Here is a 19,632-nt window from a genome sequence, read left to right as displayed (position 1 = left end):
GGGGCGCACACAAGCGCGGTGCTAGAGTTGGGCACTATGAATCTCCCCATCGGACTAGGTATTCCTGAAGGCCCGCCACCCACGCTGGCGGAGCGACGCAAAACCCGCCAGCTGATGGTGGGGGACGTAGGCGTTGGCTCGGAGCACCCGATTTCGGTGCAGTCGATGACCACGACGAAGACGCACGATATCAACGCCACCCTGCAGCAGATCGCGCAGCTGGCTACCACCGGCTGCGACATCGTGCGCGTGGCGTGCCCGAAGACCGTCGACGCGGACGCGCTGCCGGCCATTGCGGCGAAATCGCCGATTCCGGTGATCGCGGACATTCACTTCCAGCCGAAGTACATCTTCGCCGCGATCGACGCCGGTTGTGCCGCGGTGCGCGTGAACCCGGGCAACATCAAGGAGTTCGACGGCCGCGTCAAGGAGGTCGCGAAGGCCGCGGGGGATGCGGGTATCCCGATCCGCATTGGCGTCAACGGCGGCTCGCTGGACAAGCGCCTGCTGGAGAAGTACGGCAAGGCCACCCCGGAGGCGCTGGTCGAGTCCGCGATTTGGGAGGCCGGGCTGTTCGAGGAGCACGGCTTCGGCGACATCGCGATTTCGGTGAAGCACTCCGACCCGGTGCTGATGGTGGAGGCGTACCGTCAGCTGGCGGAGCAGACCGACTACCCACTGCACCTCGGCGTGACCGAGGCGGGCCCGAAGTTCATGGGCACGATCAAGTCCTCGGTGGCCTTCGGCGCGCTGCTTTCGCAGGGCATCGGCGACACGATCCGCGTGTCCCTGTCGGCCGATCCGGTCGAGGAGATCAAGGTGGGCGACCAGATCCTGCAGTCGTTGAACCTGCGGCCGCGCAAGTTGGAGATCGTCTCCTGCCCGTCCTGCGGGCGCGCGCAGGTGGACGTGTACAAGCTGGCCGAGGAAGTCACCGCGGGCCTGGAGAACCTGGAGTACCCGTTGCGCGTGGCCGTCATGGGCTGCGTGGTCAACGGCCCGGGCGAGGCGCGCGACGCGGACCTGGGCGTGGCTTCCGGCAACGGTAAGGGGCAGATCTTTGTCAAGGGCGAGGTCGTCGAGACCGTACCCGAGGCCGACATCGTGGAGACCCTGATCCGCCACGCGAACCGCATCGCGGAGGAAGAAGGCCTGGCGAAGGGCGAGGGCAGCGCGGAGGTCAAGGTCACCAACTAGACCTTTGCGTGTTGTACGCGTGGCAGCGCTGGGGATGGCCCCGGCGCTGCTATTTTTGTGCCATGCAACGACTTCTCGCCCTGCTCACGGGCGCGGTCGTGCTCACCTCCGCGCTCGCTGCATGTACCCCGCGCCCGAACGACGCACAACCCGCGGCGCAGGCGATGCTCGACGCGCTTGTCTCCCGCGACACTGAGGGGCTTTCCTCGCTTGTCGACGACCCCTCGTCCGCCTCCGCCTCCATCAACGCCACCTGGGACGGCCTGCAGGCCGACTCCTTGGATGCGGAACTCACCGGCGTGAGCCAGTCGGAAAACCTCGCCACGGCGACCTACTCCATGCACTGGCAGCTGCCCCGCGAGCGCGATTTGTCGTACGAGGCGCAGATGACGCTGACCCAGACCGGCGACGACTGGACGGTGCGCTGGCAGCCGAGCGTGCTGCACCCGCGCCTCGGGGCCCATCAGCACCTGGAGCTGCGTTCGATCACGCCGAAGGAAGCGAGCGTGGTCTCCTCCGACGGCGTGGAGCTGCTCCGCCCGGGCATCGCCTACCGCCTGCTCGTCGACACCAACGCGATGGGTACCGCGCCCGAGACCGCCTTCCGCATCTCGGAGGCGCTCGCAGCCGGACACGAGGCGGACCGCGCCGTGCCGCTTCGCGACGCCGCGCAGCTGACCACCGACCTAGAAAACGCGCAAGGCACGTACTCGGTGGCGATGGTGCCGCAGGGCGCTCAGCGCGCCGTCGAAGACAAGCTGGGCGGGTTGGCAGGTGTACGCCTGAATGAGGAAGCGGCGATGGTGAACGCCGACCCGTCCTTTGCTCCGGACATCATGGCGCGCGTGGGTGCGCTGGTGCGCGAAGACCTCGAGGGGGAGGCCGGCTGGAACGTCAGCGTGGTCAACGAGAACGGCGCTGCGTACGAGGAGCTCGAGCGTGAGGACGCCGCCCCTGCGCCCGCGGTTCACATCAGCCTGGATCACCGCGTACAGCGTGCGGCCGAGGCCGCCCTCGAACCTGTGGCGGGCCAGCAGGCGATGATCGTGGCGATCCGGCCGTCTACCGGCGGCATTCTGGCGGTCGCGCAGACGCCTGCGGCGGATAAGGACGGCAACGTGGCCACGATGGGCCAATACCCGCCGGGTTCTACCTTCAAGATCATCACCGCGGCCGCCGGTATGGAGAAGCAGGGTCTTGGCACCGGGTCGATCGTGCCGTGCCCGGGCACTATGGACATCTTCGGCCGCACGGTGACCAACTACGCGGGCTTCAGCCTGGGCAACGTGAGCCTGGAATCCGCGTTCGCGCACTCGTGCAACACCACGTTTGCCGACATCTCCACCAAGCTGGCTCCCGGCGAGCTGGCGCAGATTGGCAAACAGTTCGGCCTCGGACTGGACATGAAGATCCCGGGCCTGGATACGATCACGGGCTCGATCCCGGAAGGCGAGGAGCCCCTCGACCGCACAGAGGCCGGCTACGGGCAGGGCCTGGATTTGGCGAGCCCGTTTGGCATGGCGCTTGTCGCCGCCACTGCGGCGCATGGCGCAATGCCCGTGCCGTATCTGATCCAGGGCGAGAAGACGGAGCTGAGTGAGGAGCCCGGGGCGATGCCCCCGGAGGCCGTAGGCCAGCTGCAGCAGATGATGGCCGCGGTGACCGCGGCAGGTGGCACCGCCAACGGGATGAGCGCCGGCGGCGACATCCGCGGCAAGACCGGCGAGGCCGAAATCAACGGCGGCTCGCACTCCTGGTTCGCCGGATACCGCGCGGACGACGACATCGCCTTTGCCACCCTTGTCGTCCTGGGTGGCGGCTCGGAAGCCGCTGTGGCGATTACCGATCGGATGCTGCACAACTTGAACCCCTAACCGGCGCTGCCGGGTGCGCTTTGCCGGGGGACTACCATGGCAGACATGAATCAAAGAGGAAAACTCACACCAGGAAAACCCACGCCGATCCGCAAGGTACCGGCATCCATCGAGCGTCCCGAATACGCATGGAAAGACGACGTACAAGAAAACGTCGGTGAGCCGCTTATCCAGACCGCGGAGAACATTGAGCGGATGCGCGAGGCCTCCAAGATCGCCGCGAACGCTTTGGCCGTCGCAGGCGCTGCTGTGAAGCCCGGCGTGACCACAGACGAGATCGATCGCGTTGCCCACGAGTTCATGTGCGACCACGGCGCGTACCCGTCGACGCTCGGCTACCGCGGGTTTGAGAAGTCCTGCTGCGTATCGCTGAACGAGATCGTCTGCCACGGCATTCCCGACACCACTGTGATCCAGGAAGGCGACATCGTCAACATTGACGTCACCGCCTACAAGAACGGTGTCCACGGCGACACCAACGCCACCTTCCTCGCTGGCGAGGTCACCCAGGAGCACCGTGACCTTGTCGAGCGCACCTACAAAGCCACCATGCGCGGCATCAAAGCAGCCAAGCCGGGCCGCGAAATCAACGTGATCGGCCGCGTCATCGAGTCCTACGCCAAGCGCTTCGGCTACAACGTGGTCACTGACTTCACCGGCCACGGGGTCGGCACGACCTTCCACAATGGCCTTGTCGTGCTGCACTACGACTCCGACGCCTACCGCGATGTCCTCGAGCCCGGCATGACGCTCACCGTCGAGCCGATGATTAACCTCGGAGGGTTGGAGTACGACATTTGGGACGACGGCTGGACCGTGCAGAACCGCGACGGTGAGTACACCGCCCAGTTCGAGCACACCATCGTCATCACCGACGATGGCAACGAGATCCTCACCATCCCGGACGAGCAGTACGCCGCCGGGCAGCTGATGCTCGGGTAGGCCGGCTGGATATTCACGGGGACTTTTGGGGTTTCGGGGGCTTGGTTCGTGAAGCCCGGTGTTGCTGGGGTGCAGTGCCGGGAACGAAGCAATCTGGCGGAGGGGGGGGGAGTGCGTGGCGTCCTTGTAGGCGCTGGTTCGTCCAGATGGAGCTAGCTCCATCTGGAGTCAGCGTTGGAGCGCGACCTGCGGTATTGGTATTCGCCTTGCCGTAAATGGAGCTAGCTCCATTTGGAGTCGAGAGTGATCTGCGACCAGGCGTTTTGCCAACCGACGCTCCGTAAACGGAGCTAGCTCCAGTTGCAAGCAATCCGCAGATGCCCATGGACGCCCATTGCACGCCCCCAGACATACGAAAAACCTCCCGCACCGAAACGGTGGGGAGGTGTTTCAAGCTAGGACGCGTAGTCCTGGCTGGTGCTTCTTACAGCTTGATCAGGCCGTTGTAGGAAGCGAAGTTGAAGCCAGCGATGATCAGGCCAACCAGGGCGCCGATGCCAGCAACGATGGTGCCGTCGTACCAGATGCGTGCCCACTGAGGCATAGCCTCAGCGTCCTTCTCCTTGCCGAATGCGTCGACGCCGTAGAAGGGCTTATCAGCATCGTTGACGTAGTGGGAGGAACCCTTGCCATCGAAGGAGCCCTTGACGCCGTCCTTGATGGACTCGCCGAACTCCTTGTCGCCCTTGCGGCCGTCGAAGCCCTTGAACGCGACGGAGCTGTCGTTGTTCTTGGTCTCCTCCTTCGGGCGGCTCGGGTGCGGGGTGTAGGTGGACTCGGTGGAGGTCTCGCCATCCGTGGTCTCAGCGGTAGCGACGGTGACGCCGCCGAGTGCGACGGTCAGTGCGGTTGCGGTGGCAACAGCTGCGGTGCGGAAGTTACGCATTGATGTTCCTTCTTTCGAGAAAATCGTTATTGTCTGTGTGCGGGTTTCCGCGACTTACAGGTTCGGCATGCCGTGGACGACGAAGTTGTATGCCGGGCCAACAACCAGGCCGATGAAAGCGGAGACTGCGGAGAACACGGTCAGCGCGTAGAAAGCCTTTGCCCAGCCCGGCTGCTCGCCGAAGCCGGTCTTGTCGGAGCCGAAGATGGCCTCGCCGTCAGCAGCGGTAGCGCCGTCCTTGTCGTATGCACCGAGGCCAGCACCGATCTTGGTGGAAGCCTTGGACTTGCCCTCGTTGTTGTCAGACGGGGTGTCGGTGCCCTCGGCCTGGTCGGTCTCGTTGATGAGCTCGACGTCGTTGTTGGTCTCCTCGGCGACGGCCATGGTGGTGGAGCCGAATGCCACGGCAACTGCGGTTGCGCCTGCGAGGGCTGCCTTACGGAAATTACGCATGAAACGAAATCCTTCTCTGATAGTACTTGCAAGACGTCCGGGGATTAACGGAGAAAATCCAGGGGCCTTGGCTCCTAGGACCGAATGACAAGCCCGATGGACTCGGATCCCGGTGTCGAGGAATAACCATAATGGATACTTCCTGGCGATGCACAAGGGCCCGCCGAAAAACTTTCGGCCACGTTAAGAATGGGACGTATGTTATCTAGATTCGTAGCGTATCTGTTACACAACCATTATCTGACGTGCAGATTTCCAAGCTCACTGACACTTTCCTTATCGAAACTACAACCCCCCGATATGGGGGTGGTCGAATGGGTTATACCTCTCGAAAGGCCAGGTCGAGACCGAGCAACGCATTCTCGACCACCTCGGGGAGTGCCGGGTGGATCCAGTATTGGCGCCGGACAAAGTCGCGGAGGTCCATGTCGTAGGCCATCACAGTGATCAATTGCTGGATAAGGGTAGAGGCTTGAGGTCCGAGTAAGTGCGCGCCAAGCAGCTTGCCAGTCTTTCGGTCCGCAATGAGTTTCACCAGACCGGTTTTATCCTCCAGTGCCCAGCCGTAGGCCACGTCGCCGTAGTTCTGCACCTTCACCGTCACGTCATGGCCTGCGTCCCGCGCCTGGTGCTCCGTCAGACCAACGACGGCGATCTGCGGATGGGTAAACACTGCATATGGCACGTGCTCGTGTGGCATGGGTACCAATTCGTCGGAGCCTCGCATGGTCGCGAGCACGTTGTGGGTCACGGCCCGCTGCTCGGCGTTCGCCACGTGCTTGAGCTGGAACGGGGAGGAGACGTCGCCGAGCGCCCACACGCCCTCGGCGGTGGTACGGCCGTACTCGTCTACCTTGACGCGCCCGTCCTCGCTCAGCTCAACGCCGCCGGCCTCTGCGTTAAGGCGGTCGCCGTTGGGCACGCGCCCGGTGGCGATGAGGAGGGCTTCGGAGGCAACCACGGTGTCGTCGTCAAGCACGAGCTCGACTTGGCCGTCCCTCTCGCGCGCGGAGCTGACGGTGCGGCCAATGTGGGTGGTGAAGCGCTCGTTCGCAAGCTCGTTGAATCGCTCGTGCAGCTCCGTGTCGAGCGCGCGCATGAGCGGCGATCGGTTCACAATCGTGACTTCGCAGCCGAGGCCGTCAAAGATGTGCGCAAACTCCATCGCGATGAACCCGCCGCCCACAATTGTCAGCGACTTCGGCAGTTCCTCTAGCCGCATGATGTCCTCGTTGGTGTGGAAGGGTACTTCCTTGGCCCATTCCGGGATAAAGGGCCTGGCACCTGCGGCCAGGATGATCGTGTCTGCGCTGATCTGCTTCTCGACGCCACCTTGACCCGTCGCAAGCGTCTTCGGCCCAACAAAGCTCGCGTGCATGTCGTAGACCGTCACGTTCGGGCACTCGTCGCCGCGGCGGTAGGCCTCGCCGCCGGAGGCGATCTGATCGATGCGTTCTTCAAAGACGCGCTTCTGGATGGCCTGCCAGTCCGCGCCGTGGAACTCCAAGTCCACGTTGAGGCGCTTCGCCTCGCGGGCCTGGAGCGCCGCGTCGGCGGCGAGCACGAACATCTTGGTGGGGATGCAGCCGACGTTGAGGCAGGTGCCGCCGAAGGTGCCTTCCTCGATGATGGCGACCTTCTTGTCGTCGAACTCGGGCGTCAAGATGCTGTTGCCGGAGCCGGTGCCGATGATGGCAACGTCGTAGTGCTCTATGTTTGCAGACAAGAGATTTTCTCCTTCTATATATAAAGGTCTATTTGGGCGAAAATTTACTTTGAATTAAGGGTGTCCAACCAGGAGAAACACGCCTTGAAGGCCGCGTCGCGGGCGTGGAGGCCGGAGAGGAAGACGTCGTGTAGTGCGCCGTCGATAATTTCTACGTCCGTGTCCTCGGCAAGGTGCGGGGCCCAGTGTTTGATCTGTTCCACGTCCAGCACGGTGTCGGCGGTATCAGCGGCTGGGGAATATTCCTCGCCGAGGTAGGAGTGCGAGGAGACAAGCGTGAGCACCGGCACTCCGGTATCGACGTCGTCGGCGTGGATGCGTTCCTGACCCTCGACGATCGCGCGGAACCAGCCGGTGTATTTCTTGTGGCCCGACGGGGGCTTCATCTTCGTGTTGAAGTCCCACTCGCCGTGGTGGTCGGCGTGGATGGACTTGCCGTAGGCACCAAAGCCTCGGTCTGGGAGCGCGACGCGCGGCAGGATCCTGCCCGTGGCCTTCAAGACCGGTTTTGCAGTTTTGACCAGTAAGGGACTGAACTGCAAATCGATCCACGGGCTATTCAAGATGAGCCCCTGCACCAGCGCGTGATCTTCCGGGGACGTGCGGCGCAGGTGGTCGACCCATAGGGAGGTGATTAACCCGCCTGCAGAGTGGGCGAGCGGGACGAGGTGGCCGTGCTCATGGGTAATGACGCGGAGCGCGTCCGAAAGCTCGGGGAAGTAGTGCGCTAAGTCCTCGGTGTAGTGCCAGTACTCACCGTTTTGGCGGGAGCGGCCGCAGCGGCGCAGGTCCAAAGCGTAAAACGGGTAGCCTGCGGCCGTAAATGCTTCAGCCACGTGCGTCTGGAAGAAGTAGTCGCTCATGCCGTGGACCCACATGATGGCGGGCTTTTTAGGGTCGCGCTTGTCGGCGTTGATCGTTGCCCGCACGAGGGTGGCGCGAGTGGACTTTCCTGTATCGGGATCCTTGCCCTGGTGAAGGTAGGCGGACTCGTAGCCGTCGCCCAGAATGTCGGGGTACCAGTCCACCTCGGAGGGCGTGGTTGTTGCGTGTTTCGTCATGGCAAGTAAGTGTAGTGCGGGTTTCTTGGCTGAGGCTGGGGGTGGAGCATGTGGGCGTCGAAAAGCGAAGGGGCAAACATCGTACCATTATTTGGGGGAGGTTATAGCCACATTTGCGTGTCGCAGGCGTATTGTTGAAGGGACGTGAAAGCACAACGCTTCGAAAGAGTGAAGAGGGAAACAACGATGTCTGATACAGCAGCGAACCGCTACGACGATGAGGTGGATGTCCTCCTCATCGGCGCCGGCATCATGTCCGCCACGCTCGGCGCCATGATCCGCGAGCTTGAACCCGAGTGGAGCCAGGTCATCTACGAGCGCCTTGAAGGCCCCGCGCAAGAGTCTTCGTACGCGCTGAACAACGCCGGTACCGGCCACTCCGCGCTTTGCGAGCTGAACTACACGCCGGAGAAGAACGGCCGCATCGACGTCAACAAGGCGATGGGCATTAACGAGAAGTTCCAGATCTCGCGCCAGTTCTGGTCCCACCAGATCGAACACGATGTGCTCGGGGATCCCAGCGAGTTCATCAACCCCGTCCCACATGTCTCCTTCGCGCAGGGCAAGGACCAGATTGACTACCTGCGCCGTCGCTACGAGGCGCTGTCGGCAAACCACATGTTCCCCAACATGCAGTTCACCGAGGACCGCGAGGTCTTCGCTGAAAAGCTGCCGCTGATGGCTAAGGGGCGCGACTTCGACGCTGAGCCGGTCGCCATCTCCTGGACCGACGCGGGCACCGACATCAACTACGGTGCGCTGTGCAACCAGTTCTTTGACGCTGCCAAGGAAGCTGGCACCGACATCCGCTACGGCCACGAGGTGACCAACCTCAAGCGCGAGGGCAACTTCTGGAAGGTCACCGTGCGCAACGTGCACACCGGCGACAAGAAGGTCACCCGCGCCCGCTTCGTCTTCGTCGGCGCTGGCGGCTACGCGCTCGACCTGCTGCGCAAGGCTGGCGTGCCCGAGGTCCGCGGCTACGCAGGCTTCCCGATCTCCGGCATGTGGCTGCGTACCACCAACCAGGAGCTCGTAGCGCAGCACAAGGCAAAGGTGTACGGCAAGGCCAAGGTCGGTGCCCCGCCGATGTCCGTGCCGCACCTTGACCTGCGCGTCATCGACGGCGAGGAGTCGCTCCTGTTCGGCCCCTACGGCGGCTGGACCCCGAAGTTCCTGAAGAAGGGCTCCTACCTCGACCTGTTCAAGTCGATCCGCCCGGACAACATCCCGTCCTACCTGGGTGTTGCCGCGACCAACTTCGGCCTGGTCAAGTACCTGGTCGAGGAGGTCTTCCGCGACTTCGACGGCAAGATGGACGTGCTGCACGAGTACTACCCGGAGGCCGACCCGAAGGACTGGGACGTCGTCGTCGCAGGCCAGCGCGTGCAGGTGATCAAGCCCGCCCCGGCCCCGACGTTTGGCACCCTCGAGTTCGGCACCGCCCTGGTCAACGACCAGTCCGGTTCCATCGCCGGCATCCTCGGCGCATCCCCGGGTGCATCGATTACCCCGTCCGCGATGCTTGAGCTGCTCGAGCGTTGCTTCGGTGAGCGCATGATTGAGTGGCGCGACAAGCTCCACGAGATGTTCCCCACCTACGGCAAGTCGCTCAAGGAGAACAAGGAAGCCTACGACGAGCAGTGGGCTTGGACCCAGAAGACGCTGAAGCTGGAGCGCTAGACACACCAGCTTCCGGCGCTTAAGCCCGTGCCGCCGGGGTCGTTTACGTACCGCAGAAGGTCGTAAACGGCCCCGGCCTTTCCGGTTGCGCCATCCATTCCTCGCCCGCGCCCTCGTCGTAGGGGTGCGTGACTGCATGCAGCAGCGCGAGATACGGGGCGAAGTCGCCGTCGCGCTCCGCGGCGTTGATTGCGTCCTGGAGCATGTGGTTACGCGGGATATAGATGGGGCCAGGGTAGGGGGAGCCATCGGGGGCGTCGCCATACTCAAATGCGGTGACTCCGCCAAAAACCATTCCGTGCTCCCGGTTAAAGGTGGTGATGTCGTCGGCCTGTGCCAGCTCGTCAGCGAGATCACCAATGTAGGTTTCCCACGCCGTGTCCCACCGGCTTTGCATCGTGGACAGGATTTCCTGGGCACGCTCCTGGCCGAGTTCCGGTAGCAGTGTTTCCGCCAGGCGGACCATGTTCCAGGCCAGAATGCTGGGTTGGTTGCCAAATGCATAGCGCCGCTGCGCATCGATAGAAGAGAAGGTTGCTGCGCCGTCGAAACGCTGCGTAAACGCGCACGGCCCGTAGTCGATGGTCTCGCCGGACAGCGCCACGTTGTCCGTATTCATGACGCCGTGGACAAAGCCGACGGCCATCCACCGACTCACTACATCAACCTGTCGATGAATCACCGAATCCAGCAGCCGCTCTGGTCCCTCGTACCCGGCGGCGGTGATCACGTCAGCGACCAGGTCGCGGGACTTCTGCGCCGCGTATTGCAGGGAGCCGACGCGCAGGTGCGAGGAGGCCGTGCGCACCACAATGCCCGCTGGCACCTGACCTTGTTGGCGGATGACCTTCTCCCCAGTGCGTATCACCGCGAGCGCGCGTGTGGTTGGTATGCCGATGGCGTGCATGAATTCGCTGACGAGGTACTCGCGGAGCATTGGGCCGATCGCGCCGAGTCCGTCGGAGCCGGGGCGGGAAAAGGGGGTGAGCCCGGAGCCCTTGAGCTGTATCTCGCGTCCGTTGATGTCGCCGAGGAGCATCGCGCGACCGTCGCCAAGCACTGGCACGAACTGGCCGAACTGATGGCCTGAGTACGCGGTGGCGTGCCCGCCCGCGGCCCCGGCGAGCCACGCGACGCCCTCGTCGCTGCGCAGCCATTCCGTGTCGAGGCCGAGCTCGCGCGCGTGAGGCTCGTTGAGGACGATCAGCTCGGCATCTGGCAGGTCGGTTCCGGGTACGGGCACCGCCATGTCGGGCAGCGCGTCGGCGAATGTGTGGGCAAGCGTGGGCTGTTCCATGGGGCCAGCCTAGACTAGTGGGCCATGAGCATCGGCAAAGTCACACTCGTCGGAGGGGGCCCAGGCGAATGGGACCTGCTTACCATCCGCGGCCTGCGCGCACTCGAGGCCGCCGACGTGATCCTCACCGATCACCTCGGCCCCGCCAGCCAGCTAGAGGAATTCCTTGACGTCAAGAGCAAGGTGCTTATCGACGTCGCGAAGCTCCCCTACGGCAAACAGGTCGCCCAAACGCGCACCAACGAATTGCTGGTGGAGCACGCGCTCGCGGGCAAGCACGTCGTGCGGCTCAAGGGCGGTGACCCTTATGTCTTCGGGCGCGGCTTTGAAGAGGTGCAGGCGTGCACCGCAGCCGGCGTGCCGGTGACGGTGGTGCCCGGGGTGACCAGCGCGATCTCCGTGCCCGCCGCAGCAGGGGTGCCCGTGACTCAGCGCGGGGTGACGCACGCCTTTACGGTGGTCTCGGGCCACCTGCCGCCGGCGCACCCGAACTCCTTGGTGGACTGGGAGGCGCTCGCACGCGTCGGCGGAACTATCTGCGTGATCATGGGCGTGCGCAACGTGCGTGCGATTGCGGAAACGTTGGTCGGGGCGGGGCTGGATCCGGCCACGCCCGCGGTCGCGGTGCAGGAAGGCGAGACCGCCTCCCAGCGCGTGGTGCGCGCGACGGCGGCGACGCTGGCGGATGCTATGGAGGCTGAGTCGATCGCCTCGCCGGCGGTTTACGTCTTCGGGGAGGTCGCCGGCCTTGCGGACGCTCGATAGTCTGATCTGGGACACCGCTCTTGCCGATGAGGCGCCGGACACGCTGCTGATCTGCCACGATCCGACGCTCGACCTGACGCGGAAAGCCGTGCAGACGGGACCGCGCGTGCTGTTTCTCGATCCCGATTACGCGCGCGGCCAAGCCGCACTGGCGCTCGGCGCGGAGATTGCGGGGGATAAGCGGTTAGATGAGTTCCTCGCTTGTGCCGGTGAAGGGTCTGCGGTCGGGCTCGGCGAGATGCCAAAGTCGCTCGCCCGGCTGGATTACCTTGCTCGCGCTATTGCCGGGGCGAGCTTTGACAGCGCGCGCCTGGTGCTCGGGGCGAACAACAAGCACCTCTCGCGCGGCATGAACACGGTGCTCGCCGACTCTTTCGATACGGTGCACGGCTCCCGCGGGCGCGGCAAGTTCCGCTGCCTGGTCGCCTCCGGGCCGCGCGAGGTTGCGTACGTGCCCGTGTCCCATGGTGGGCTGGTGGCCTTCGGTGGCGTGTTCTCCGGCGCGAAGCCGGACCGCGGCGGCGAGCTGCTCCGCTCCTGCCTGCCGGAAGAACCGGGCCGTCTTCTGGACCTCGGCTGCGGCAACGGCTCGGTCAGCCGCGGTATCGCCGGCGCGGTTGCCACGGATTCGGATGCGGACGCCGTCCTTTCCGCACGTGCTATCGGCCTCGAAACCACGTGGGACGACGCCGGCTCGCGGCTCCCGGACGCCAGCTTCGACACGATTGCGCTCAACCCGCCCTTCCACGAAGGCACCACCATCGACGCCACGCTAGTCCAGCACCTCCTCGACGCCGCACAGCGCCTGCTCGCCGCCGACGGCGCGCTGTACGTGGTACATAACTCGCACCTGCGCTACCGCGGCGAGGTGGAGCGCCGCTTCGATGAGGTAGAGCAGGTCGCCCGCGACGCGACGTTTACGGTGCTGCGGGCGCGCCTTTAAGCAGTAATCCGCCCCTGCAGGATCCGCGGCAGCGCCTCCGCCGCCGTTGCCGGCACGACCACGCTGGCCAGGTGTGACAGCTCCGTCGGCTGCGGGGTGACCTCCACGATCGGAATCTCGCGTGCGTGCGCCATCAGCGGCAGCCCCGCGGCAGGGTAGACCACGCCAGAGGTGCCGACGATCAGTAGCGCGTCCGCTGTCTTCATGCGCCGCTCTGCCTCGACCCACTCGTCCTGCGGCAGTGCCTCGCCAAACCAGACCACGCCCGGGCGCACGAGTCCGCCACACACAGGACAGTGCGGCGGCGCAATCGCCTCAACCGGTTCCTCCGGCAGCGCGATCGGATCCTCGTACGGGGTGTCGCAGTCAGTGCAGCGGAAGGCGAACAGCGAGCCATGCAGGTGCACCACGTCCTCGCTGCCCGCCCGTTCGTGCAGGTTATCGATGTTTTGTGTCGTCACCGTCACCCCACGCGCCGCCGCAATCGCCCGGTGTCCGGCGTTCGGCTCAGCGCGGTGCGCGAGTTGTGCTCGCCAGAGGTACCAGGCGTACATCGTGTCCGGGTCGTCGTGCCATGCGCTTATCGACGCCATCGCCACCGGATCTACCTGCTCCCACACCCCAGTTTCTGCATCCCGGTACGTAGCGATCCCGCTATCCGCGCTCATGCCGGCACCGGTGAAGACTTCGATGTGGTTGGCGTTGATGAGGATCTGGTGGGCGTCGATAAGCAATTGCTCCATGGCCCTATTCTAGGGCGTCGATGAACTGCAGGGCCTGGTCTTTGTAGGTGAAGTTGTTGGTGGCGGTGACGGCGTCGCGCATGACGTCGCGGTAGAAGGCGCGGTGGGCCGGGTCCTCCGCGTGCAGCTCGAGTGCGCGGCGGGCGGTGTCTGTGGGCAGCAGGCACTCGGTCGGCACGGCGTGAATGCCCAGGTGGGTAGTGCGGGCGCGGGCCTGGGCGGCCTCCATGCGGGTGGTGTAGGCGTGGTTCGGCTCGTAGGTCACGGCGCGGGCAAGGCCGTCTGCGGCGAGTTGCTCGTTGACGAATACGTCGCCCGCGAAGACCGCGGCGAGCTCGCGGCCGTAGCGGTCCTTGCGCTCCTGGTCGTGTTCGAGGCGTACGCGCGTGCCGGGTGGGGCGAGCTCGGTGAGCCGATCCGTGGCCTCCTGGTAGAGGCATTCGCCGCGCTCGGGAGTATCGATGTTCAGTAGCCGGACGCGGACGGTCTCCCCGTCGCGGTCGACGTCGAGGGTGTCGCCGTCGACGATCTTGGTCACTGTTGGCTGGCTCTGGCAGGCGGCAAGGGGCGCGGCGGCGAGGATGGCGGCGAAAAGTCGGAGGGGGCGCATATCGGTCTCGCTTACATGACGGCGGCGAAGACGACGCAGGCTGCAAGGGACGCCGCAAGCGCGATGCCCATCCGCCACAGGTAACGGCGAGCGTGCTCGTGCACCGTGTTGATCTGCAGCTTGCTGGGGTTGGATGGGAATACTGCGATCGGTGCCGGGTCCTGCGGCTCGCTGTAGACGCCCATGCCGGCGGCGTAACGGAAGTGCTCGTTGCGGGTTTGTTCGTCCTCGTCTGTCGGGAGTGCCTGGACCTGCTTGCTGGTGTTGAGGGTCAACGCGACGGCGAGCACCACGACGCCGATGGTGAATGCGATCCAGACCGTAGGCATCAGCCAGCCGGACGGAGCGAGGTTGGTTGACGAGAGCACGGAGAGACACGTACACACCGCCATGCCGAAGATGGTTTGTGCGACGAAGGTGCCTGTCTTATCGGTGAGTAGTTCGGCACGTCTTGCGTTGGCCTCCGAAAACGGGATCGGGGAGGTGGACGGTATGTTCGCGGTGCGGCGGACCAGGGAACGCGGCGGCACGCAGCAGGCGACCGCGGCGGAGAGGACCGCGCCGATCCAGATCAAGGCGGTCGCGGCGAGGAACGACTTCGGCTCGTACCGGTCGGGGTTGCCTGCGGCGTCGAAGTGCACCGGGATTGGATCCGGGATGGAGTCCCACCGCAGTAGCACGTACGCCAACGTGGCGAGGTAGACGAAGATCGTGGCGGCGTAGTACTGGCGGGATTGCATGGTCTGAGGGTAGCAGGGGCGGGTTGGGGTGGTTGCTGTCTGCGGTTGCTAAATGGAGCTAGCTCCATTTGGACTTGGCGTGGGTGGAAAATGCCTGGTCGTGGGTCGCCGAAACTCCTAAATGGAGCTAGCTCCATTTGGGTCGCAAGTGAGTGGAAAAACCCTGGTCGCGGGTTGGCGTGGTTGCTAAATGGAGCTAGCTCCATTTGGACCGTGGGTGGGTGGAAAATGCCTGGTCGTGGGTTGACGGGGTCTCTAGATGGAGCTAGCTCCGTTTGGGCTGTGCGCGGTTGTAAAACGCCTGGTCGCGGGTTGGCGGGGTTCCTAGATGGAGCTAGCTCCATTTGGGTGTGGCAGGGCCCCGGCGAACGCCGTATCCAAAGATGATCGTCAACCATCACTGGACGAAACGAGCGAAATATAATAGAAGGAACAGTATGAATTCGACGAGAAAGCAGGAGCTGGCGAACAAGCTCATGGATAGTAATCGGCAAGAAGACAGGCTCGCACATCGCAAAAGGCCGGCGGCGTACCGCAAGGTTTCGACGCGGTTTTTCATCAAGGTGACGGAATGGGAACAGTTGCGGTACCACGAGAAACGGTGGCTGGCGGCGTATGCGGTCGGTTGTACGGTGCCGCGTGCGGTGCTGTCGGGCCGGTCTGCGGCGCGGATCCTGGGGATCTGGGTGATCGCGACGACGCGCGAGCCGGTGGAGCTGGTCGCACAGCGGGGGAAGGCGCCTTCGCGGAAGCAGTGGCCGACGGGTGTGGTCTACCGGGACAGGTCGCCGGGCGACGCAACCACGCAGCACTTCGACCGGCTACGCACGACCGACGCGCTGACCACCGTGTTTGATATCGCGCTGCGTCACGGTTTCGCGGAGGGCCTCGTCGCGATGGATTGGCTGCTGCGCGAAGGCGTGCCGCGCCACCGGATTGAAGAAGCCGCCGCCAGCCTGGGCCGGATCCGCAATATCGGGACGCTGCGTCGTGTGATCGCGCATGCGGTGGACAATTCGCTGTCGCCGTACGAGTCCTACGCCCGCGCGCTACTGCTGCAGGCGGGCATTGGCGGCTGGCAGGTCAACGCACGTATCGCCGTCTCGCCCAACCTGTACATGGCGGACCTGCTGCGCGGCCGCCTGATCGTAGAGATCGACGGTGCGCAAAAATACGATGGCACCACGTTCTCGCCAACCGAGACGGCGATCCGTGAGGAGCGCGAGCGCGAGAAGCGCCTCCAGAACGCAGGCTATGTCGTGGTGCGGGTGTCGCCGGACCAGTTGCTTGACGACGCCCACGGGTTCCTCACCACCGTCACCCGCATGCTCGACCTCGCGGAAATGTATGTCACACGACCAGCGTGACCTGGGTGCCGTGGACCTCGGCGGTCATGCCGGCTTCGGTGGCGATGTGGGCGATGTCGTCGGGGGAGGTGGCGGGGGCGTCGTGAAGCGCAAGTGCCCTGGCGAGCTCACCCTTGTACTGCTTGTTGAAGTGGCTGACCACCTTGCGCGAGCCGTCGGGCTGGACGGACTCGACGCGGACGGTGGCCGCGCCGGGCACGGGGCCGAGCTTCTGGTAGGTACCGGAGCGCAGGTCGACGACGAAGGGGAAGTCGGCCAGCACGTCGGTAATGGCGGTGCCCCAGCGGGATTTCAGCGTGGCGCCGCCCAGGCGGGCGCTGCCCGAGAGTCGGTAGCGCGGGATCATATCGTCGGCGCGCACGACCCCGAAGAGCGCGGAGCCGATCGCGAGGCGCTCGAGGGCTGGTGTGGGGAGGGTGGGGGCGGACAGGGCGTCGAAAAGCACGCCGGTGTAGCGGAAAACGGCGGGCATAACCGGCGCCTCGGCCAGGGTGAGGTTTTCCTCGGCCTCCGCGCGTTTGGTGGCGGGGATCTTCAGCTGGGCCATCATCTCGTCGACCTGAAGCGAAGCCAGATCCTGCATGAGCGCGGTGCGGATCGGGTCGAGCGCGGGGAAAGACACGCTGATCGGCGCATCCTGGCCGCCGGGCGCTTTGGTCTCTGAAGGTGGGAGGACAATAAGCATGGCCCCTAACCTTAGCGCTAGGATAAACGCCATGATTACACGCCTTTCTCAGCTGTTCCTGCGCACCCTGCGCGAAGACCCCGCCGACGCCGAAGTCCCCAGCCACAAGCTCTTGGTGCGCGCCGGCTACATCCGCCGCGCCGCGCCGGGCGTGTACTCCTGGCTGCCGTTGGGGCTGCGCACGATGCGCAAAATTGAGGGTGTGGTGCGTGAGGAGATGGACGCGATGGGCGGCCAGGAGCTGCTCTTCCCGGCGCTGCTGCCCAAGGAGCCCTACGAGGCGACGAACCGTTGGGACGAGTACGGCGATGACCTCTTCCGCCTGAAGGACCGCAAGGGCGCGGACATGCTGCTCGGGCCCACCCACGAGGAGATGTTTACGCAGACGGTCAAGGACCTGTACTCCAGCTACAAGGACTTCCCGGTCACGCTGTACCAGATCCAGACGAAGTACCGCGACGAGGCGCGTCCGCGTGCGGGTATTCTGCGCGGCCGCGAGTTCGTGATGAAGGACAGCTACTCCTTCGACATGTCGGACGAGGGCTTGGACGCGTCGTACGCGAAGCACCGCGAGACCTACCAGCGCATCTTCGGTCGCGTGGGAATCCGCTATGAGATCTGTAAGGCGACCTCGGGTGCGATGGGTGGCTCGGCTTCCGAGGAGTTCCTCGCGTACAGCGAGAACGGTGAGGACACCTTCGTGGTCTCCTCGGAAGGCGACTACGCAGCAAACGTGGAGGCCGTGGTGACGGTCCCACCGGCTGCAACCCCGATCGAGGGGCAGCCGGAGGCGCAGGACTACGACACGCCGGCCTCGGAGACCATCGAGACACTCGTGCAGTGGGCGAATGACGCAGGTGTGGAGATCGACGGCCGCGCTGTCGAGGCCGCAGACACGCTCAAGTGCATGGTGCTCAAGGTCGATGACCCGCGCGCGGTGGACGAGGACGGCAACAAGGTCGGCCCGCAGCTGACCGCCGTGCTGATCCCGGGCAACCGCGAGCTGGACGAAAAGCGCCTCGAGGCCTCCCTGGAACCGGCGACGTTCGAGCTGGCCAGCGACGAAGACTTCAAGAACACCGATTTCCTGGTCAAGGGCTACGTCGGCCCGCGCGCGATGAACGCCAACGGCGTGCGCGTGCTCGCCGACCCGCGCGTGGTGGAGGGCTCGAGCTGGATTACGGGCGCGGACGCGCCGCAGAAGCACGTGGTGGGCCTGGTCGCAGGCCGCGACTTCACCGTCGATGCATTTGTCGAGGCCGCCGAGGTCCACGAGGGCGACCCGGCTCCGGAGGGCAACGGCACCGTGCAGCTCGCGCGCGGCATCGAGCTGGGCCACATCTTCCAGCTGGGCCGCAAGTACACCGAGGCGATGGACGTGCAGATCCTGGACGAGAACGGCAAGCGCGCCGTGCCGACCATGGGCTCCTACGGCATCGGTGTATCCCGCATGATGGCGGTCGTGGCCGAGCAGCGCCACGACGAGAAGGGCCTGGTGTGGCCGGTCGCGATCGCGCCGTACCAGGTGCACGTCGCGGTGGCGAACAAGGATGCCGCCGCGCTGGAGGCCGGCGATCGCATTGCCGCGGAGCTCTCGGACGCAGGGCTCGAGGTGCTTTTCGACGACCGCCCGAAAGTCTCCCCAGGCGTGAAGTTCAAGGACGCCGAGCTCCTCGGCATGCCGTTCATCGTGATCCTGGGCCGCGCTTTCGCAGACGGCAACGTGGAGCTGCGTATCCGCGGCGGCGAGACCCTCGAGGTGCCGGCTGACGAGATCGTGGCAAAGGTGCGAGAGCTCGTCGCGGAGCAGCTCGCGGTCTAAGCCCGGCCTACGCGCGCTGCGCGTTCGCCGCGAGCTCCACGGCCAGGCGGCGGAATGCGTCGGACTGGGCGTGGGCGGCGGTGGCGCGCCACTGGTCAATAAGCGTCTGCTGCTGGGACTGCGCGTACGCGCCCGCTGAGGCGGCATCACCCGGGGCGGGCACGCCCTCGAAGTCATAGCCGGGTGCCGCCTCCGGCACATCGCCCGCAGGCTCGAGCGCTTCGCGGAGGATCAGCGCGCGGGCGTCGGAGGACGTGCGGAGTTCGTCGAGGCGTGCGTCGGTGGCGTCGTCGGCGTAGGCGGTGGCCATGCCGAAGCCGTACTGGGCGGCATATTCGGCGCGCAGCATGGCGCGGGCGGCCTCGAGATCTTCCTCGTTCTCCAAGGTCTCACCGTCCAGGTCTGCCGATTCATCTTCGGCCTGACCCGCGCGCAGGTCGATGGCCTGCGCGACAAGTAAGGTCACGGAATCCTCGGGGGCGCTGGCCGCAGCGCCCAGCAGCGCGGCAGTAGCTAGGTTGGCGGCGGCGGTTGGGTCGGCGTTGCCGGTGGCCTCGCCGGGGCCGCGATCGAAAGTACAGGTGGTGGGGGTCTCTCCGGCCTCGGTGGTGCCGCAGAGACGCTCGACCTCGTTGAAGAGTTGGGTGGCCTGGGTTTGTCGGGTGTGGGCCAACGTGGCGTCGTCAAGCACTTGCCCATCGGCGAAGGCCTGCTGCGCGAGCGCGACGAGCTCGGCGTTCGGCCGCGGGCCGACGATATCGAGCGCGTTGCAGGCGGTAAGTGGTAGGGCACAAAGCGTGACGGCGAGGAGTTTCTTCACGCGGAAAACCGTACACGA

Annotated in this window: 18 protein-coding genes; 8 read left to right on the top strand and 10 right to left on the bottom strand. The window is 65.0% G+C overall.

Going from position 1 to position 19,632, the window contains the following annotated elements:
- Positions 1–36: 36 nt before the first annotated feature.
- The 3 genes from ispG (at position 37) to map (ending at position 4,013) form a co-directional block, all read left to right on the top strand.
- Positions 37–1,197: a flavodoxin-dependent (E)-4-hydroxy-3-methylbut-2-enyl-diphosphate synthase gene (ispG, locus tag CIMIT_RS07535; RefSeq protein WP_038591221.1), complete on the top strand. Its 1,161-nt coding sequence runs from the start codon at positions 37–39 to the stop codon at positions 1,195–1,197.
- A 62-nt stretch (positions 1,198–1,259) separates the two neighbouring features.
- Positions 1,260–3,071: a penicillin-binding transpeptidase domain-containing protein gene (locus CIMIT_RS07530; protein ID WP_038591218.1), complete on the top strand. Its 1,812-nt coding sequence runs from the start codon at positions 1,260–1,262 to the stop codon at positions 3,069–3,071.
- Positions 3,072–3,116: 45 nt separating this feature from the next.
- Entirely contained in the window at positions 3,117–4,013 is an 897-nt protein-coding gene (map, locus tag CIMIT_RS07525) for a type I methionyl aminopeptidase (RefSeq protein WP_095066772.1), read from the top strand.
- 424 nt (positions 4,014–4,437) lie between these two features.
- Here the strand turns inward: map and CIMIT_RS07520 are convergent, their stop codons facing one another.
- The 4 genes from CIMIT_RS07520 to CIMIT_RS07505 all read right to left on the bottom strand — a co-directional run bounded on the left by CIMIT_RS07520 (position 4,438) and on the right by CIMIT_RS07505 (position 8,139).
- Positions 4,438–4,899, bottom strand: coding sequence for a hypothetical protein (locus tag CIMIT_RS07520; protein ID WP_038591212.1), 462 nt, complete (start codon positions 4,897–4,899; stop codon positions 4,438–4,440).
- 54 nt (positions 4,900–4,953) lie between these two features.
- Positions 4,954–5,352: a hypothetical protein gene (locus CIMIT_RS07515; RefSeq protein ID WP_038591209.1), complete on the bottom strand. Its 399-nt coding sequence runs from the start codon at positions 5,350–5,352 to the stop codon at positions 4,954–4,956.
- 319 nt (positions 5,353–5,671) lie between these two features.
- Entirely contained in the window at positions 5,672–7,078 is a 1,407-nt protein-coding gene (gene mtr, locus CIMIT_RS07510; RefSeq protein ID WP_038591206.1) for a mycothione reductase, read from the bottom strand.
- Positions 7,079–7,122: 44 nt separating this feature from the next.
- Positions 7,123–8,139 (bottom strand): alpha/beta hydrolase, encoded by a 1,017-nt coding sequence (locus CIMIT_RS07505; protein ID WP_051904880.1) that lies wholly within the window; start codon positions 8,137–8,139, stop codon positions 7,123–7,125.
- A 186-nt stretch (positions 8,140–8,325) separates the two neighbouring features.
- On the opposite strand from CIMIT_RS07505, the gene mqo reads away from it, so the two are divergent.
- Positions 8,326–9,822: a malate dehydrogenase (quinone) gene (mqo, locus tag CIMIT_RS07500; protein ID WP_038591203.1), complete on the top strand. Its 1,497-nt coding sequence runs from the start codon at positions 8,326–8,328 to the stop codon at positions 9,820–9,822.
- Between the two features lie 43 nt (positions 9,823–9,865).
- Here the strand turns inward: mqo and CIMIT_RS07495 are convergent, their stop codons facing one another.
- A complete protein-coding gene (locus tag CIMIT_RS07495) occupies positions 9,866–11,119 on the bottom strand; it encodes a protein adenylyltransferase SelO family protein (RefSeq protein WP_038591200.1) in 1,254 nt (417 codons plus the stop codon).
- A gap of 24 nt (positions 11,120–11,143) precedes the next feature.
- On the opposite strand from CIMIT_RS07495, the gene cobA reads away from it, so the two are divergent.
- Positions 11,144–11,884 (top strand): uroporphyrinogen-III C-methyltransferase, encoded by a 741-nt coding sequence (cobA, locus tag CIMIT_RS07490; RefSeq protein WP_051904879.1) that lies wholly within the window; start codon positions 11,144–11,146, stop codon positions 11,882–11,884.
- Positions 11,868–12,827 (top strand): class I SAM-dependent methyltransferase, encoded by a 960-nt coding sequence (locus CIMIT_RS07485; RefSeq protein WP_038591197.1) that lies wholly within the window; start codon positions 11,868–11,870, stop codon positions 12,825–12,827. Before cobA ends, CIMIT_RS07485 begins: the two co-directional genes overlap by 17 nt.
- Here the strand turns inward: CIMIT_RS07485 and CIMIT_RS07480 are convergent.
- From CIMIT_RS07480 to CIMIT_RS07470, 3 genes are read right to left on the bottom strand one after another with little or no spacing between them, the layout of a single operon-like run.
- A complete protein-coding gene (locus tag CIMIT_RS07480) occupies positions 12,824–13,570 on the bottom strand; it encodes an NAD-dependent deacylase (protein WP_038591194.1) in 747 nt (248 codons plus the stop codon). The genes CIMIT_RS07485 and CIMIT_RS07480 overlap by 4 nt on opposite strands.
- 4 nt (positions 13,571–13,574) lie before the next feature.
- Entirely contained in the window at positions 13,575–14,180 is a 606-nt protein-coding gene (locus CIMIT_RS12145; protein ID WP_051904878.1) for a thermonuclease family protein, read from the bottom strand.
- Positions 14,181–14,191: 11 nt separating this feature from the next.
- Positions 14,192–14,920: a DUF1648 domain-containing protein gene (locus CIMIT_RS07470; protein WP_038591191.1), complete on the bottom strand. Its 729-nt coding sequence runs from the start codon at positions 14,918–14,920 to the stop codon at positions 14,192–14,194.
- Between the two features lie 437 nt (positions 14,921–15,357).
- On the opposite strand from CIMIT_RS07470, the gene CIMIT_RS07465 reads away from it, so the two are divergent.
- Positions 15,358–16,287 (top strand): DUF559 domain-containing protein, encoded by a 930-nt coding sequence (locus tag CIMIT_RS07465; protein ID WP_051904877.1) that lies wholly within the window; start codon positions 15,358–15,360, stop codon positions 16,285–16,287.
- Here the strand turns inward: CIMIT_RS07465 and yaaA are convergent.
- The gene (yaaA, locus tag CIMIT_RS07460) at positions 16,271–16,972 is read right to left on the bottom strand and encodes a peroxide stress protein YaaA (RefSeq protein ID WP_038591188.1); all 702 of its coding nucleotides are present in this window, start codon (positions 16,970–16,972) and stop codon (positions 16,271–16,273) included. The genes CIMIT_RS07465 and yaaA overlap by 17 nt on opposite strands.
- A 31-nt stretch (positions 16,973–17,003) precedes the next feature.
- Between yaaA and CIMIT_RS07455 the strand changes: the two genes are divergently transcribed.
- Entirely contained in the window at positions 17,004–18,794 is a 1,791-nt protein-coding gene (locus CIMIT_RS07455) for a proline--tRNA ligase (protein WP_038591186.1), read from the top strand.
- Positions 18,795–18,801: 7 nt separating this feature from the next.
- Here the strand turns inward: CIMIT_RS07455 and CIMIT_RS07450 are convergent, their stop codons facing one another.
- Positions 18,802–19,614: a ferritin family protein gene (locus tag CIMIT_RS07450; protein WP_144311828.1), complete on the bottom strand. Its 813-nt coding sequence runs from the start codon at positions 19,612–19,614 to the stop codon at positions 18,802–18,804.
- Positions 19,615–19,632: the final 18 nt, after the last annotated feature.

Origin of the sequence: Corynebacterium imitans, from assembly GCF_000739455.1 — a bacterium.
GTDB classification, from domain to species: domain Bacteria; phylum Actinomycetota; class Actinomycetes; order Mycobacteriales; family Mycobacteriaceae; genus Corynebacterium; species Corynebacterium imitans.
Note: the sequence above shows the minus strand (reverse complement) of the source record. Positions and strands in the feature narration are given on the sequence as shown.